This is a genomic window from Pedobacter sp. (assembly GCF_040513095.1).
Taxonomy (GTDB): Bacteria; Bacteroidota; Bacteroidia; order Sphingobacteriales; family Sphingobacteriaceae; genus Pedobacter.
Genome location: NZ_JBEVDX010000005.1, coordinates 1 through 15717 on the forward strand (window position 1 = coordinate 1; position 15717 = coordinate 15717).

Sequence of the window (15717 nt, forward strand, 5' to 3'; positions counted from 1 at the left end):
CTTGTCTGCATTGATAACGATTACATTATCGCCGCAGTCTACGTGTGGGGTGTACTCAGGCTTGTTTTTACCACGGATGATCATTGCGATCTTCGATGACAAGCGCCCCAAAATCTCGCCTTGTGCATCAACAACAACCCACTGTTTGTTAACAGTTTTAGCATTGGCAGAGACAGTTTTGTAACTTAACGTATTCACTTGCTTGTATTTAATTTGTTAAACAATTATTTATTCTCCCTGTGATTTAGGGACTGCAAAGATAGATTAAAATGTGTAACTATCAAATGGTTACTCAACTTTTTTTACTGAATTTGCCCTCCAGCTAAAAAAAAGATGAAAAAGAAGGCTAAACATCAGCAGTAAACCATAGCCCACCAGCGTCAGGCTGCTCAGCGGATAGTACTGATATTCCATCAGACTGAGCAGCAGGGAAAAGCCACCGTATCCCAGATAAAGGGCAAAAACCAATGTCAAAAAAGCAAAAATCAGCTGAATTACCGTCCAGCTGCTTTGCCCCCGTTCCTGGTTCCGAAGGCTCAGCCATTGGTACACAATTACCCCCAGCAAGCCTGTAATGACAATACTGTTGCCATTTTGAAGATAAGCCAGAAAGTAGCACACCGTGCCTATAAGGTTCAGGTAAGATAAGGTTCTCAGCATATGGCAGGTAAACCCCCTTAGGTTTACTTTTTCAAAGATGATCATAAACCGGCCAAATCTCAATAAATTCAAATATTAAAGAACTATTTCAGGCTGGTATTGTTATTCATTTATTATTCTATTAAACAGGTGTTATGAAAAAAGAAACGAAAATTGTTGCAGGTATACTTGCAGGAGCAGCTCTTGGTGCCGCAGTAGCGTTAATCTTATCTACTGATAAAGGTGATGATGTAAAAGATAAACTGTCAGACTGGTTCGCAGATCTGCTGGATTCTTCAAAAGACAAATTAGCTGATGTAGCTGATTCTGTTAAGGATAAAATTTCGAAAGCAAGAGCGTAATTCATTATAGGTAATGCCGCATTCCGGCATTACCAAATTCCGCTTCCCCCAGCAGAACTTTGCGCAACGCATCAAAGACCATGGATTTAAACACGTTGCCGTTCCTGAGTATAACCGGGAATATGATTATAACAAAGCGCCCGCATGGAGTTAATAGACGATTTTTTTGGACACCCGATACCTCAGTGGATTCAGAACTTTATCCTGGCAGGCTCTGCCATCGCCATAGGAGCAATACTAAAATTTATTATCCTCAAAGCCTTTAAGTTTTTTTCCCGCTACTGGGCCTCTTTCCAGATCCGGTCAATCATCCGTCACCTCAACCATCCTGCAGGGATATTTATCCCCTTACTGCTGCTCAATATGTCCCTGGGATTTATGGTGCTTGACAAAACACTGCGCGCCCAACTGAGCAGGATACTGGAAATATCGCTGACCATCTGTTTTTCGCTGATCCTGATCCGTATTATCAAAGTACTCGAAGATCATTTTTACCACAAATACGACCTCAGCAAAGAAGACAACCTCAAAGAAAGAAAAATAAGGACCCAGCTGCAGTTTATCCGCAAATTTGTTGTATCCCTGATTATACTGATTACTATAGCCCTGGTTTTACTGAGCTTCGAAAGTATGCGTAAAATCGGTACGGGTCTGCTTACAGGGGTAGGTGTAGGTGGTATTATCATCGGTTTTGCCGCCCAGAAATCGCTGGGGAACCTTCTGGCTGGTTTTCAGATTGCGTTTACACAGCCTATCCGCATTGATGATGTGGTAATTGTTGAAGGTGAATGGGGCCGAGTAGAAGAAATCACCCTTACGTATGTAGTGGTCAATATTTGGGACCAGCGCCGGCTGATCCTCCCGATTACCTATTTTATTGAAAAGCCTTTCCAGAACTGGACAAGAGTATCTGCCCAGTTACTGGGAACAGTGTTCCTTTACCTGGATTATACTATACCGGTCCCGCCTTTACGGGAAGAACTGACCAGATTGCTGACAGCACATCCATTGTGGGACAAAAGGGTAAATGTGGTGCAGGTAACAGACAATAAAGAACGTACTATAGAAATCCGTTTCCTGATGAGCGCCCGTAATTCTTCGCAGGCTTTTGACCTGCGCTGTGATGTCCGTGAACAAATGATCGGCTTCATCAGGACAAACTATCCGGAAAGTCTGCCCAAAACCAGACTGGAGTTTAATGCTGAAAGCGGCAAAAAGGACAGTCCCCCTTATATCCCTGAATAATATTTTCAATACCTTTACCCTATGGATGTTTTTGGAAAAGCTTTACAGGACCAGTTTGATAACAATACCGCTGAGACCCTCTGGCTGCACAATTCTTATGATGAGCCCGAAGAGATGCCGGTAGATATATTCTTCCGTACGGAAGAGGAAATGCCTGATATTGAGCTTGAAGCAATGGACATGTGCGAAGGACGGGTACTGGATGTTGGCGGTGGTGCCGGAAGCCATGCCATGATACTGCAGGAAAGAGGTTTCGAAATAACAGCTATTGATATTTCTGCTGCTGCTGTAGGGATCATGCTAAAACGGGGACTTACCAATGCCATTGAAGGAGACATTTTCAGCTACACCGGAGAAAAATTTGATACGTTATTGTTCCTGATGAACGGCATAGGCCTGACAGGAACAGTTGAAGGGTTCAGGAATTTCCTGGATCATGCAAAAAACCTGTTGAACGAGGGTGGACAGTTATTGTTTGATAGTTCTGATATCACCTACTTATATGATGATACTGAAATGCCTGCTGATAAATATTATGGCGAGGTTTCCTATCAGTATGAATACAAAGGAGAAAAAGGCGAATGGTTCAACTGGCTGTATATTGATCCGCAGCTGCTAAAGAAGATTGCCCGTGAATCCGGATGGGAATGCCACCTCTTATTTGACGATGGACAGGATCAGTATCTTGCAGAAATGCGGGTAGCAACTGCTTCGCGAGGTTAAAATTCTTTAGGGAACACATTATTTTTTTTATTCAAACAAATCAACCGGCAGACCTTTCAGACCCAGACCTGGAAGTTCTTCTAAAATATACCTGCCATTCTCCATTTTTGGTGTTTCAAAAGGATTGTTTTTTGTGAGGTATGGCCCGTCAAGATCTGCCCAGTCGCACAAGGGTGCCAGTGCGATTCCTGCCTGTGTACCGACTGACGTTTCACTCATGCAGCCAATCAGAACTTTCATTCCATAGGAACGTGCTTTCAGGATCATCTGATGTGCTTCATACATGCCGCCGCTTTTCATCAGTTTTACATTGATTCCATGGTAAGCTCCTCTCAGGCCATCTATATCTGCAAGTCGCTGTGCAGCTTCATCTGCGAGGATAGGAATAGGACTGCGCCCGGTCAGCCAGGCATTTCCTTCAAGGTCATGTTTGTCCATAGGCTGTTCAATCAACAATACACCCTGGTCATGCAGCCAGTAGATCAGTTCAATCGCCTTTTTACGGTCTGTCCATCCCTGATTTGCATCAACATATAAAGGCAGATCGCTTACGCTTCTGATAGTTTGAATCAGCCCCCTGTCATCATCCGAACCCAGTTTAATCTTTAGTACTTTGAAACCTTTGGCATCCGCAACTTTTTCTCTGATTACTTCAGGTTTATCGATCCCTATCGTGTAAGAAGTGATGGGCATTTTTGCTGGATCAGCACCATATAGCTCATAACATGGTTTCCCCAGGATCTTCCCATTGATATCATTCAATGCAATCTCTATCGCTGCCTTGATCGCAGGATGTCCCTTTTCAAGGCTGTCAAGATAATCAATGATCTCCTGAAAATTGAAAGGATAGGAAAAGCGGTTCCAGTCCACTTTTTGCAGGAAGCCTTCAGCAGTAGCATAACTTTCTCCAAGGTAAGGAACCATTGAAGCTTCTCCGTACCCCTCCGTCTTTTCATAAGTAAGTTTCAGCAACAGCAGCGGTGTACTTGTTCTGGAGAAACGGGAAATGGCGAAAGGGTGTTTGAGTTCGAGATTAAATGCGATATGGACTGCCTGCATAATTTGATTTGCTTTTACTTCAACTCAAAGTTAAACCATCGGGAGCAGAGATAATCATCTTCCCAGGAAAATATGCTCAAAAACTTATCGTTTATTGTCCCTTTTCTGTCACCTGTGCCCCCCGTTAAAGCGCATTAGAAATAATATTCCTAATATTGCGCACTATATGGTCAGCTCAATCTATCAACCGTTCAAAAACTTTGATTTTAAGTACGAAAACTGCTTTTTAAGCGGAAATACTTTTAATACACCCATTATACAGACCAATGTGTTGCCTGCATGGCTGCTGGAAATGGCTAATTTCAGTGGTGACGAACAGATACAGTTGCTCGATGAAACCATCAGGTCATATAATTCACTGAAAGTGCCGGTAAACGAAGAAGTACAAACCCACTTCATTGAACCACTGGAACAAAAAATAGCAGCGGCTTTTGCTATAGGCTACGAGGCAGTATCTCAACTTGATGAAGCCGATCTGTTCAGGTGGATTGGTAAGTTTTTGTACAGTCTGATCTACATTGAAATGCATGCCGCGGTTGGTCAGCAGCAGCTGAGCAGCGATGGCTTAAATATGTCGCAGGGTCTGATGCACAAATTCGGGAATCTGCAAACTATGATCCAGGGGATATACCTGAATGTAGAATTTGAAGAATTTACTCCCTGGTCGATCGTTATTGTACCGATGGAAAAAGAAGAAGTGTCATTTAGCTTTCGCGATGAAATCAATACCCTGACTTTCTCCCTTAAACTTAAAAACTTCGGGATCATTGCCTGTCTGCAGGACAATGGAACCAACAAAAAATACCACCAGGAAATACTGGACCAGATCAGTTCACAGCCTTTAACAGAGCAGCAGTTTGAAGAACTGAGCGCAAGGTTCTTTTATTCGGCTTACCTGTTTAACCGTTTACCGGAATATACCATTATGCCAGTCGAAGGTTCTATTTATATTGATGCTATGCCCTTAAGAGGCACAATGAACAAACCCTTGTTTGATGTCTGGCAGCACAAAACCTATGCACAGGTGCTGGAAAACTTCTGGAAGCCCTGGGGAAACCTGCTGATGGAGATCAGGAAAGATCCGAACAACCCTACCAGTTACTTCAATCCGCCTTCCTTACCAGAAACAGATTAAATTCACCCTTGCTTCTGTACTTAGGCTACCCCTGCCCGGTAATTGATGCAATAAAATGCGGAACGATACCCGGAACAAGCAGTACTGTAATGATGATACCTGTAATGGCACCAAACAGGTGCGCATCATGGTTGATATTATCCCTGGAACTTTTGGACATGTAATAACTGTATATCAGGTATAATATGCCAAAGAGCGCTGCCCAGATCGGGATTGGCAGCGGGAAAATCATCAGCGTATTTAAGGGATAAAATAAGATATAGCTAAATAGTACGGCAGAAATTGCTCCGGAAGCACCGAGGCTATGATAGCCGTAATCATTTTTATGTTTGATTACTGATGGAATATCACTCAATATAAGTCCTGCAAAGTAAAGAACACCGAAACGTAAACTTCCAATAGTTGATTCCAGCGTAAAGGCAAAAGCATAGAAGGTAAACATGTTAAAGATCAAATGCATCCAGCTGCCATGGACCAGCCCGCTGGTGATCAGGGTATAAACATTCTGTTTACGGTATACACTGTAGGGATGCAGCATAAATTTACCGTAAAGACCGGCGTCATTCAATGCATAGATACTGGTTACCAGTGTAAATATAAATATGATAGAGGCAACAGGGGTATTCAGAAGGTATCCGATCATGTTATTTCAGGTTGATTTTGGTATCGCGCTGCAATCTAGCGATTGGATAGCGCATATGTGTGTTTTCGTGGTAATTTGAATGCTTGTAAACAAAGTCCAGCTGTGCGGCCGGATTTTTAGAAAATGCAGGATCTTTTGCTTTTTCCTGCTCAAGCAATCTGCTCAGTGCCGGGTCGTCTTTTAAGATTCCCGTAGCCGTATCTTCAAACACATAGGCCGAAAAATGTTCCTTCTGATCCAGAATGGAATCAAAGAAGTTCCAGGTAAAAAAAGAATCTGTAGCCTGAGGCTCAAGGGTCTCCATGATATACCGGTTCTGAACCTGGTTAACGTACACCACGAAATCACCGGCATAATATTGCAGCTGCTGCTGTTTTGTGATTAGCTGTACGTTGCTGTGTAAATAATGTCCTTCATACGGTCTGGATGCTGTCTTCAAATCAGTGATATAGTACGAATCTACCGAAAGCTGTGTATCAGCCGTCAGTTGCTGAAGTTTAACCCCATTTAGTTTCAGCAGCGCAATCACTTTGTCCCAGGCTTTAGGAATCACATATGCCAATGGTTTTTCTACGGTAACCTGAGGCTCAAATTTATTCCAGTATTTAATTTCTTTGGTATAGGGGTCATTACGGTCATAATACAACCTGTCGGCCCCGCTTACAGTACTAGGCTTATATTTAGCTGCAAATCCCTTAAAAGAAATAGTATCCCATACTTTTTCATTTAGTTTCCAGCTCAGCGGAAAATCCTTTTGCTTAGCAATCTCCTCGTCGGCCTTTCGCTTATTTTCGCCGATCAGTTTTGCATCACGCTCCACGATTTCAACATAAGTTTTTAGCAGCAGATAAGTAGATTCAACCCTTTTGTCATAGGCTTTCAGCATGTGAGTTTCGGGCATAAAGCCGATGGTATTGTGCAGTGCAGCATATCCTGTAGAGTACCGTGGCGATTCCAGGAAACCCGTAATCCCGGCATCAGGAGTTTCCTCTACAGAGTTGATGTAGGGAATGAGTTCAAATCCCTTTTGCTGCATTTTATCATAGAGTGCCGGCACCATAGTTTTTGTCAGGTAACCTGCAAGTACAGGATTCAGCTTATCCTTTTGTGTAGGGATCAGCGTCATCGTATATTGATAATCGGCACCATTGCTGGTATGGGTATCTACAAATATTTCCGGCTGCCAGGTGTTAAAGATCTCCTGGAAGGCCGCGGAGTTTTTGGAGTCGGTTTTGATAAAATCCCTGTTGAGGTCGTAGTTTTTGCTGTTTCCCCTGAAACCATATGCTTCCGGCCCATTCTGGTTGGCCCTGGAGGTATTGCTCCGGTTAAAGGAACCATCGATATTATAAACCGGGATGATACAGATCACTACATCATCAGGCAGCTGGTTGTCTTTTAATAAATCACGGGCCAGCATCATCGAGGCGTCTATCCCTTCAGGCTCACCCGGGTGGATCCCGTTATTGATCAGTAAGATCCTGTGATTGCTTTTCCTGATTGCAGCCGGGTCAAAAACTTTATTTTTTGACAACACCAGCAAATGAAGGGGCTTTCCGAAATCGGTGCTGCCGTAAGTCAGGAGTTTTGCCTGCGGAGATGATTTCGCCAGCTTCTGATAAAAAGCAATGGCTTCATCATAGGTGGCAGTCTGGTTTTTATTGCCAAACTCATATGGCGTCTGCTGTGCAAAAGTATTCATGGAGAAAAAAATAATTAAAAACAGGAGAAAGGATTTCATCGGCTATAACTTATTGGCAGTATACTACAGGTACAAATTTAATATTTTCTGAAGGTCTTTCTTGACAATCCCATTGTTCCGAAGTTATATTTTAAGCCAACAGAAAAGAAGGTGAAAATATCTACCGTACCACTTTGAAATGTGACTTTGGAGTCGTCATAACCATCAAGTCCTTCACCAAGCGTAAAGTTAGCCTGGTAATTGAAATTGAGCACATATCTGTAAAAACCCTCGCGGTCGGCGAAATGTACATTGATCCCCAAATTGAGCGGAAAAAAGATATCTTTTGAATCGAGATTATCTACTACTGCAAAATTGTTATCCTGCGGATCGAGCCCGGTGGAAAACAACGTGCTGTTCTTGATAACTCCTACCCCTGTACCCATGTATATCCCTTTCAGCAAGTCTGAGGAGCCGTTGTACCGGTCGTTAAGGATCTGGCCCAGTGATACTTTTGCATTTACTGCAAATGAAAGGTAAGAGTTTACGAACTCGCGGTTGAGGGGATCATTTTTGAAGTCGCCCCCATTAACCTCACCTTTCTGAAGCTCCAGCCCGAGGCTTGCAAATGGTGTAAGCAGGTAATCAAGAGTTCCGTACCCGGATAAGCCAAAGCTGTGTTTCTGTACTTCGGTAAAAGATTGTGTGGCTCCAAAACCGGCGCCGACAGCTATTTTGTAAAAATTCGACTGAGCAAATGACGAAAGTGTAAAAGCCAGGAATAAAGTCGATATAATTATCCTTTTCAAGTTATGGTGATTTTTAATTGTAAAGTTTGATCTTTATTACCTTTACTTTTTTAAAAATATGCTAAAATATCTGAACAGCAGTAATTCATTGCAAAATAGATTTACTGAATACGTAAAAATAGACACACAGTCTGATCCGGCATCGGCAAGCGTTCCCTCTACTGAAAAGCAGAAGAACCTGGCCAAAGTGCTGGTTTCGCAGTTACTGGAAATCGGTATTGCTGATGCACATCTGGATGAGTATGGATATGTATATGCTACAATCCCGTCAAATTCTGACAGGGAAGTGCCGGTGATCTGCTTCTGTTCGCATATGGACACCTCACCGGATTGCAGCGGTTATGAAGTCAAACCTATAATTCATCACAATTACCAGGGGCAGGATCTGGTGCTGCCCGATGATCCATCGGTCATCTTAAAAATGACCGAACATCCGGATCTCAGGGATCAGATCGGAAACGATATCATTACCGCCAGCGGAACAACCCTGCTGGGCGCCGACAATAAAGCAGGACTGGCAGAGATCATGGAGGCTGCGGCTTTTCTGGTAGCCAATCCCGACCTGAAACACGGAACGATAAAGATTTTATTTACGCCTGACGAAGAGATTGGAAGAGGCGTAGATAAAGCCGACCTAAAAAAACTGGGGGCCGATTTTGCCTATACTGTTGATGGCGAAACCCGTGGTTCTATCGAGGATGAGACTTTCTCCGCTGACGGAGCAACACTGATCATTAACGGCGTCAGTTCACACCCAGGTTTTGCGAAGGGAAAAATGGAAAGTGCCATTAAGATCCTGGGAGATATCCTAAGTGCCTTACCTAAAGACAGACTAACACCAGAAGCTACCGAACAAAAAGAAGGTTTCCTTCACCCGGTATCTGTTCAGGGCAATGTAGAGCAGGCAGAAGCGCATTTTATCATCCGCGATTTTGATGATGAGCTGCTGGCAGAGCATGGCCGTACGCTTGAAGCACTGGTAAAAAAGGTGATGGACAACTATCCTAATGCTACTTATGAACTCCGGATAAAAGAGCAGTACCGGAATATGAAGAAAGTACTGGATCAGTATCCGCAGGTATTGGAATATGGAATGCTGGCGATAGAAAGGGCGGGCATTCCGGTGAAAAAACAAAGTATCAGGGGCGGAACAGACGGATCAAGGTTATCCCTGATGGGTTTGCCCTGCCCGAATATATTTGCCGGCGAACATGCTTTTCATGGCAAACAGGAATGGGCTTCGGTACAGGATATGGAAAAGGCCGTGGAAACGATTATTAATATCGCGCTGATCTGGGAAGAGAAGAGCATATAAACCAAAAGACCTTTCAGGTCTGGGTCTGAAAGGTCTTCCGGTTAAATTGTTTCGTCCTTAGCGGCCGCGTTGATGCTGCTCTCTTTATCCTTAATGGATGATCTCACATCTTTAACAATGTTGATCTTCAGGTAAAGGAAAAATAACGCTGTAGCGATCAGTACCCCTACCACAGGGATATTATGTGCCTGGTAGGCCCATTTAATACCTACGACAGATACAACGATACCCAGCGTATAGAATACATTTAATGCAATGTTCTTCTTCATTTTTAGTAAACCGGCATGCCTGGATCAAATTCCTGTCTCCAGGCAAGGATACCGCCTTTTAAATTATAAACGTTATCAAAGCCGCGCTGCTCCAACTGCATTACCGCAGCTGCGCTGCGCTGTCCGCTTCTGCATTGCATAATCACAGGCTTATCTTTTGAGATTTTATCGATCTCGATCAGCAGTCCGCCCAAAGGAATATTCTCCCCTTCAAGGTTAGAAGTTTCATATTCGAAAGTTTCTCTTACATCAATCAGTTGAAAATCTTCCTTGTTGTCAATTTTTTCTTTCAGTTCTTGTACGGTAACTTCTTTCATATTCGTAGCTTTAATGGGTTTGTGTATCCCATGCCCGGGTCAAATATAAAGTTTATGAATAACTTAAATGCCAAGCACAAGTCAAAATTTATTGTTGCCGGCGCCTCCTGTAACAACTTGCCATACCGGGCGTTTAATAGTATTCTTTCTTAACTTTGTTTATTATGGATGCACTTACCCGCTTTTTCTGGTTTTGTTCTGGCGTACATCAGTCTACCCTTCAAAAGCACCCTACTGAGCACAATAAATATGTGGGTATCGGAGCCACCATATTTTTCACAGGCCTGTTTGCCGCGCTGTCTGGCGGCTATGCTATGTATTTCGTTTTCAAAGGCGATACCGCCGCAGTTTTATTTTCCATTTTTTTTGGCCTTTTATGGGGACTTGCCATATTCAATATGGACAGGTATATCGTTGCAAGTATCAACAAAAACTCCTCCTCCGCTAAACAGATTGCGCAGGCAACGCCGCGGATCTTACTGGCCATCATGATCGGCATGGTCATCTCCCGTCCGCTCGAGCTCAAAATATTTGATAAAGAAATCAGGGAACGCCTTAAAGTAAGCTACCTGAACAACCAGCGGTCAAAGATTGATACGCTCAATAAAGCATTTACCAATAAATATACGATAGAACTCGATAAGCTGAACGAATCCAAAGCGGAGCGCGACTCTCTTGCCAGCGGGATCAAATCCGACCGCCAGAAGCTGAATTTTGAAGTATTCGGTACCAAAACAGAAGAAACATCAGGGGTAATGGGCTATGGCCCCTATGCGAAACGCAAAGAGGAAGAGCTCAAACAGCGGGAGCAGAACCTGGATTCGGTGAATGCAGATGTGAGGCGAATGGAAAACTTCGTAGCAGGCAGAAAGCAGTTTGACGGATTGCTTTCCGAAAAACTTTACACCGGTAAAGAACTGGACAGCCTGGCGAATATTGCAGGTTTTGCCGACAGAAACTGGGCCCTGGGCCAGCTGAGCTTTAATACAAATGGCACACGGGACAATACAACTGCCCTTGCAGTTACCTTTATAGGGCTGTTATTTATTTTCTTTGAATGCCTGCCGGTATTTGTGAAGATGATGAGCTCAAGAGGGCCGTACGACAGATCGGTAGAAAACCTGGAAGACAGCCAGATCCATACCTCGGAGAAAGACCGCGATTATGAAATAGCAGTAACCGATGGCGTGCATGATACCCGTGTCTCTACAGAGACCGAAAGGCAAAAAAGACAACTAACTTTAAATACTAACGAATGAAATTCTTTTATTATCCATTGATCCTGCTTTTGATAGCAGGAACGGCGAAAGCCCAGAACATTGATAAGATTATCACCAAAGATTATGTAGACAACCTGATCCAAACCCTGAGCAGTGACGACATGCAGGGCAGGGGAACATTTACACCCGGAATAGATAAAGCAGCAACTTTTATATCAGCAGAATTCAAGAAAATAGGGCTGCAGCCATTAACAGGCGCCACAGGATACAGGCAGACTTTTTACAAATACCAGCTCAGCCCAAAAAGCACTGATATCTCAATTGACGGAAAAACTGTTGATCCGGCAAACGTGATGATCCTTGGCAATACTTCAGAAAGTATCACATTCAACCAGGCCAATAGCGATGGCTGGATTAAAATGGACACCGGAAAACTGTTCAAAGCGCAACTCCGCGCTATACTGAACAGTAAAAAGCGTCAGCTCGTGCTGGTAGACCAGAAATTTGCAGCCGATTTTAACCTGATGAAATCTTACTTTGCCAAAGGCGCAGCCCTGGATGAGAAAGACCTGAAACAGACAAATCCATCGGCATCTATTCTGGTGCTGGCACCAAACGAGGCCATCAAAGACTTTAAAGTATCGCTAAAATACAACGTTGTAAAACTGCCCCTGTTTAATGTAGCCGGGATGATCCCTGGTAAATCTAAAAGTAAGGAATACGTTATTTTCTCAGGTCATTATGACCACCTTGGGATCATTAAGGCGGTAGGACAGGACAGCATTGCCAACGGTGCTGATGATGATGCTTCTGGTACAACAGCGATGATCTCTTTAGCTAAATATTATAAAAAACTAAATAACAATGAGCGCACACTCATCTTTGTTGCTTTTACAGCTGAGGAAATCGGCGGATATGGTGCAAAGTATTTCTCACAGCAGCTGAACCCTGATGAAGTGGTAGCGATGTTTAACATTGAAATGATTGGAAAAGCCAGTAAGTTCGGAAAAAACACGGCCTGGATTACCGGCTACGAAAAATCCGACTTTGGCAAGATCCTGCAAAAAAACCTGCAGGGAACGGCTTTCACTTTTCATCCGGATCCCTATCCTGATCAAAACCTGTTTTACAGAAGTGACAATGCTACCCTTGCTGCATTGGGGGTGCCGGCACATACCATCAGTACAGACGAGATTGATATTGATAAGTTATACCACAGCGTAAAAGATGAATACAGTTCCCTGGATACAGAAAATATTTTATCCACTATCAGGGCGGTTGCCTTAAGTGCAAGAACTATCATTAAAGGAACCGATACACCGGTGAGGATTCCGAAACTGGCAAATTAACCCTGAAGCGGTAATTCCATGATATAATCATTCATAAAGAAACCGTTGCCAATTGCTATGTCAACGGTTTCTTTGATTTTAAAGCCGGCTTTTTCATAAAAGTTCAGGGCTTTATTGTAACGGTTTACATTGAGCACCAGTCCTCTGGCACCCATGTCAATTGCTTTATCTCTTACCTCGTTGATCAGCAGCTTGCCTAAACCCTTTCCATGGGCCTCGGGCAATACATAAAGCTTATGCAGTTTAACTGCAAGATGGTCTTTTTCATTAAGTGCAGAGTAGGAAGCAAAAGCAAGATCCTTGGCCCCTTCGCTGGCAATGATAAAAATATGTCCTTCTATCAGTTGCTGTCTCAATGCGGCGATGGAATAGAATTTACCGAGCATGTAATCCACCTGTTGCTGTCCCAATGTTACCTCATAGGTTGGCCTGTAGGTAATTGTGCCTATGGACTGGATAATGTGCAGGTCGGCCTCTTTTGCTTTTCTTAAACTGATCATAAAAGCATAATTTATTTATAACTGTTCGCTCAAAAAAACGTACTCCGTTGTGGTAAAAGTAAACTCTACAAAACCGTCTTTTACCACTTCAAACTCACGCTCACCTTTCTGCATCAGGTTTGTAGCTTCAAAGTACGAAACCACGTCGATCAGGAAAATACTCCCTGCGGGTTTCCAGACCTTAAATCCTGTTTTAATGGCGTAGGATTTCTCAGCCGAACTAAAAAGTACGATATTGATCTTTGGAAGGTAATAATCCAGTTCTGACAGCTTCTTTCCTTCATCAATGATATTTACTGCAGGATATTTTTCTGAGATCAGGTAGTTGAGGACGGTATTGTACTCATCCCCCGGCCCGATGATAGACTTGGTGTTTTCCTGTCTTGCCAGTCCGTCAGGACCGTTTAAGATCACATCTATCTTTAAGCCAAGGCTGATCACTTTTTCATAGATTGCGCCGTTTACTACGAGCGTAGGGCTCCATTCCAGGATCTGCCCCAGATATTCCTCATCAAAATTACCCAGGTTGTGAATATACAAGGCGGGTTCCTGTTTCTCTTTTACTATATGGTGCGATGACATACTGCTAAGATATTAATGATTAGCGGAAAGCTGAACGATTATTTTTTAACCACACTCAGCACAGGCCTTTGCAAACTCTGCAGGGTGTTTTCTTCGGGCTTCAGCAATTCCGCAACTACCAGTTCATTGAGCCCTTTTTTCAGCCATTCGGCAGGGATATACAATGTCTGTTGCGGCCCTACCTCCCAATAACGGCCAAGGTTATGCCCGTTCAGCCAGACTGTACCTTTGCCCCATTTGCTCATATCAAGGTAGGTATCGCCTACCCTATCCAAAGTGAATACAGCCTTTTTAAGTGCCGGCGTATGGTCTGCCTTAAAAGCTGATTTAAACGGAATAGCAGCAACAGTGTTCATCGGCAGTCCGTACATCTCCCAGTTCTTTACTTCAGAACCCGCAAAAAGAACTTTTTCTGTAATCCCCTTTTTATTTTCAAGCAGGTATTTGCCAAAATTGATCCTGCCCAGGTTCTCTACCAGAATATCCAGTTTAACTTTTCCGGCAGGCAGGCTGATACTGAGGCTGTCCTGACCAAGCCGGCGGTCTAACACCCCGGCAGGCTGCCCGTTAATCATGATGACAGCGTAATCCCTCAGGTCCTTTAATTTTAACACACCAGTTTTTCCGCCCTCAAGTACCGTCCGGTACCATACAAATCCATAATCCTGCTGAAGATCTTCGAAGGTTAAAGGACTTGCATTTTTTACCGCAGCAGGGAGGATATCGGCAATCCGGATACCCATTTTAAATTCTATGGACGGAATAGCAATGGTAGGTTTTGCTGCAGGCACCGCCGGCAGCACTGTTCCTTTTGGCAGGTGTTTCTGGATGACCGTCCTGAACTGCATAAACTTGTCAGTGGCATTGCCGGCTTCATCCAGTGGCGCATCATAATCATAACTGCTGGTTTGTGGCTCATATGGTGTACTATCCTTGTAGTTTGCACCATTCATAAATCCCCGGGTAGTACCTCCATGGAACATATACATATTGATAGAAATCCCGGCACTCAAAACCGTATCCAGCTTGCCTGTATATTTTGCTGCCGGCACCGTGTGATGCGGCGTTCCCCACCAGTCAAACCATGCGGGGTACCATTCTGCAATAAAGAACGGCCCTTTACCTTCGTGAAGGCCTTTGACAAGCGGCTTTATCTTCGCCGGATCATCCAGTCCGTTTACCGCAGGCAACAGGCCGGGCAGATGGCCCTTTTCTACATCTGCTGCAGGATCACAGGTATACAGCAATCCGTCAAATCCTGCTTCTTTAAAAAACTTCTGGTTGATGCCCAGGTATTCTTTATCGCTCGCGAAAGAGCCATATTCATTCTCAATCTGTACCATCAGTACATTTCCGCCATGATTCACCTGCAATGGTGCCAGCTGTTTGCCCACCTCTTTTATATAACCCTGATATTCCTTCAGGTACTGGCTTTCCTTGCTCCTCACCACCAGCCCCTTCTCATTCTGAAGCCAGTAGGGATATCCACCAAACTCCCACTCGGCACATACATACGGGCTTGGTCTCAGGATCACCCACAGGCCTTCTTCTTTTGCAATCTTTACAAATTCGGCCACATCATTGTTCCCGCTGAAATCAAACTTGCCTTTTTGGGGTTCGTGAAGGTTCCAGAATACATAAGTACCTATGGTATTCAGTCCCATTGCCTTCGCCATCTTCATCCGCTGCCGCCATGCTTCACGTGGAACACGCGGATAATGCATCTCCCCGGAAATAATAACAAATGGCTTCCCATCGAGCACAAATGAAGAATCGCTCAGGGCAAAAGTATGTTTCCCTTTTTGCGCAAAAGCAGTGCTAAAGAGCAGACATAAAAGGACGGATAACAGGTAAGGCTTGAGCTTCATA

At 43.8% G+C, this 15717-nt stretch carries 19 protein-coding genes; 8 read left to right on the forward strand and 11 right to left on the reverse strand.

Going from position 1 to position 15717, the window contains the following annotated elements:
• Together ABWY16_RS00425 and ABWY16_RS00430 are read right to left on the reverse strand one after the other, a co-directional pair.
• The coding region (locus ABWY16_RS00425; RefSeq protein ID WP_353902676.1) for an uL13 family ribosomal protein at positions 1-198 on the reverse strand (198 nt) is incomplete at its 3' end.
• Positions 199-288: 90 nt separating this feature from the next.
• The gene (locus ABWY16_RS00430; protein WP_353902677.1) at positions 289-660 is read right to left on the reverse strand and encodes a hypothetical protein; all 372 of its coding nucleotides are present in this window, start codon (positions 658-660) and stop codon (positions 289-291) included.
• A 134-nt stretch (positions 661-794) separates the two neighbouring features.
• Between ABWY16_RS00430 and ABWY16_RS00435 the strand changes: the two genes are divergently transcribed.
• Genes ABWY16_RS00435 through ABWY16_RS00450 form a run of 4 tightly spaced genes read left to right on the forward strand, consistent with a single transcriptional unit; the run spans position 795 to position 2969 of the window.
• Entirely contained in the window at positions 795-1001 is a 207-nt protein-coding gene (locus ABWY16_RS00435; RefSeq protein WP_353902678.1) for a YtxH domain-containing protein, read from the forward strand.
• Between the two features lie 13 nt (positions 1002-1014).
• Positions 1015-1155 carry a hypothetical protein gene (locus ABWY16_RS00440; RefSeq protein WP_353902679.1) on the forward strand — a complete coding sequence of 47 codons (141 nt, stop codon included), beginning with the start codon at positions 1015-1017 and terminating at the stop codon, positions 1153-1155.
• On the forward strand, positions 1146-2246 hold the full coding sequence (locus ABWY16_RS00445) for a mechanosensitive ion channel family protein (protein WP_353902680.1): 1101 nt from the start codon (positions 1146-1148) through the stop codon (positions 2244-2246). The genes ABWY16_RS00440 and ABWY16_RS00445 overlap by 10 nt, the downstream gene beginning before the upstream one ends.
• Positions 2247-2267: 21 nt before the next feature.
• Positions 2268-2969 (forward strand): class I SAM-dependent methyltransferase, encoded by a 702-nt coding sequence (locus ABWY16_RS00450; RefSeq protein ID WP_353902681.1) that lies wholly within the window; start codon positions 2268-2270, stop codon positions 2967-2969.
• A 27-nt stretch (positions 2970-2996) separates the two neighbouring features.
• Here ABWY16_RS00450 and ABWY16_RS00455 read toward each other — a convergent pair whose 3' ends face one another.
• Entirely contained in the window at positions 2997-4028 is a 1032-nt protein-coding gene (locus ABWY16_RS00455; RefSeq protein WP_353902682.1) for a dipeptide epimerase, read from the reverse strand.
• A gap of 166 nt (positions 4029-4194) precedes the next feature.
• Between ABWY16_RS00455 and ABWY16_RS00460 the strand changes: the two genes are divergently transcribed.
• A complete protein-coding gene (locus ABWY16_RS00460) occupies positions 4195-5163 on the forward strand; it encodes a hypothetical protein (RefSeq protein WP_353902683.1) in 969 nt (322 codons plus the stop codon).
• Positions 5164-5188: 25 nt separating this feature from the next.
• Here ABWY16_RS00460 and ABWY16_RS00465 read toward each other — a convergent pair whose 3' ends face one another.
• From ABWY16_RS00465 to ABWY16_RS00475, 3 genes are all read right to left on the reverse strand, one after another.
• Positions 5189-5806 carry a rhomboid family intramembrane serine protease gene (locus ABWY16_RS00465; RefSeq protein WP_353902684.1) on the reverse strand — a complete coding sequence of 206 codons (618 nt, stop codon included), beginning with the start codon at positions 5804-5806 and terminating at the stop codon, positions 5189-5191.
• 1 nt (position 5807) lies between these two features.
• A complete protein-coding gene (locus tag ABWY16_RS00470) occupies positions 5808-7508 on the reverse strand; it encodes a M14 family metallopeptidase (protein WP_353902685.1) in 1701 nt (566 codons plus the stop codon).
• A gap of 77 nt (positions 7509-7585) precedes the next feature.
• A complete protein-coding gene (locus ABWY16_RS00475; RefSeq protein WP_353902686.1) occupies positions 7586-8296 on the reverse strand; it encodes a hypothetical protein in 711 nt (236 codons plus the stop codon).
• Between the two features lie 58 nt (positions 8297-8354).
• Here ABWY16_RS00475 and pepT point away from each other — a divergent pair, with 58 nt between their 5' ends.
• A complete protein-coding gene (gene pepT, locus ABWY16_RS00480; protein ID WP_353902687.1) occupies positions 8355-9611 on the forward strand; it encodes a peptidase T in 1257 nt (418 codons plus the stop codon).
• A gap of 41 nt (positions 9612-9652) precedes the next feature.
• Here pepT and ABWY16_RS00485 read toward each other — a convergent pair whose 3' ends face one another.
• Together ABWY16_RS00485 and ABWY16_RS00490 are read right to left on the reverse strand one after the other, a co-directional pair.
• Complete coding sequence (locus tag ABWY16_RS00485) at positions 9653-9880, reverse strand: DUF6358 family protein (protein ID WP_353902688.1); 228 nt, start codon at positions 9878-9880, stop codon at positions 9653-9655.
• Positions 9881-9882: 2 nt separating this feature from the next.
• Positions 9883-10197 carry a rhodanese-like domain-containing protein gene (locus tag ABWY16_RS00490; RefSeq protein WP_353902689.1) on the reverse strand — a complete coding sequence of 105 codons (315 nt, stop codon included), beginning with the start codon at positions 10195-10197 and terminating at the stop codon, positions 9883-9885.
• Positions 10198-10361: 164 nt separating this feature from the next.
• Here ABWY16_RS00490 and ABWY16_RS00495 point away from each other — a divergent pair, with 164 nt between their 5' ends.
• On the forward strand, positions 10362-11456 hold the full coding sequence (locus ABWY16_RS00495) for a DUF4407 domain-containing protein (RefSeq protein ID WP_353902690.1): 1095 nt from the start codon (positions 10362-10364) through the stop codon (positions 11454-11456).
• The gene (locus ABWY16_RS00500; protein WP_353902691.1) at positions 11453-12766 is read left to right on the forward strand and encodes a M20/M25/M40 family metallo-hydrolase; all 1314 of its coding nucleotides are present in this window, start codon (positions 11453-11455) and stop codon (positions 12764-12766) included. The genes ABWY16_RS00495 and ABWY16_RS00500 overlap by 4 nt, the downstream gene beginning before the upstream one ends.
• Here ABWY16_RS00500 and ABWY16_RS00505 read toward each other — a convergent pair.
• From ABWY16_RS00505 to ABWY16_RS00515, 3 genes are read right to left on the reverse strand one after another with little or no spacing between them, the layout of a single operon-like run.
• Positions 12763-13266, reverse strand: a complete 504-nt coding sequence (locus ABWY16_RS00505) for a GNAT family N-acetyltransferase (RefSeq protein ID WP_353902692.1) — start codon at positions 13264-13266, stop codon at positions 12763-12765. The two genes, ABWY16_RS00500 and ABWY16_RS00505, sit on opposite strands and share 4 nt — an antisense overlap.
• A gap of 15 nt (positions 13267-13281) precedes the next feature.
• Complete coding sequence (locus ABWY16_RS00510) at positions 13282-13848, reverse strand: thiamine pyrophosphokinase (protein WP_353902693.1); 567 nt, start codon at positions 13846-13848, stop codon at positions 13282-13284.
• Between the two features lie 38 nt (positions 13849-13886).
• Entirely contained in the window at positions 13887-15716 is a 1830-nt protein-coding gene (locus tag ABWY16_RS00515; RefSeq protein WP_353902694.1) for a glycoside hydrolase family 35 protein, read from the reverse strand.
• Position 15717: the final 1 nt, after the last annotated feature.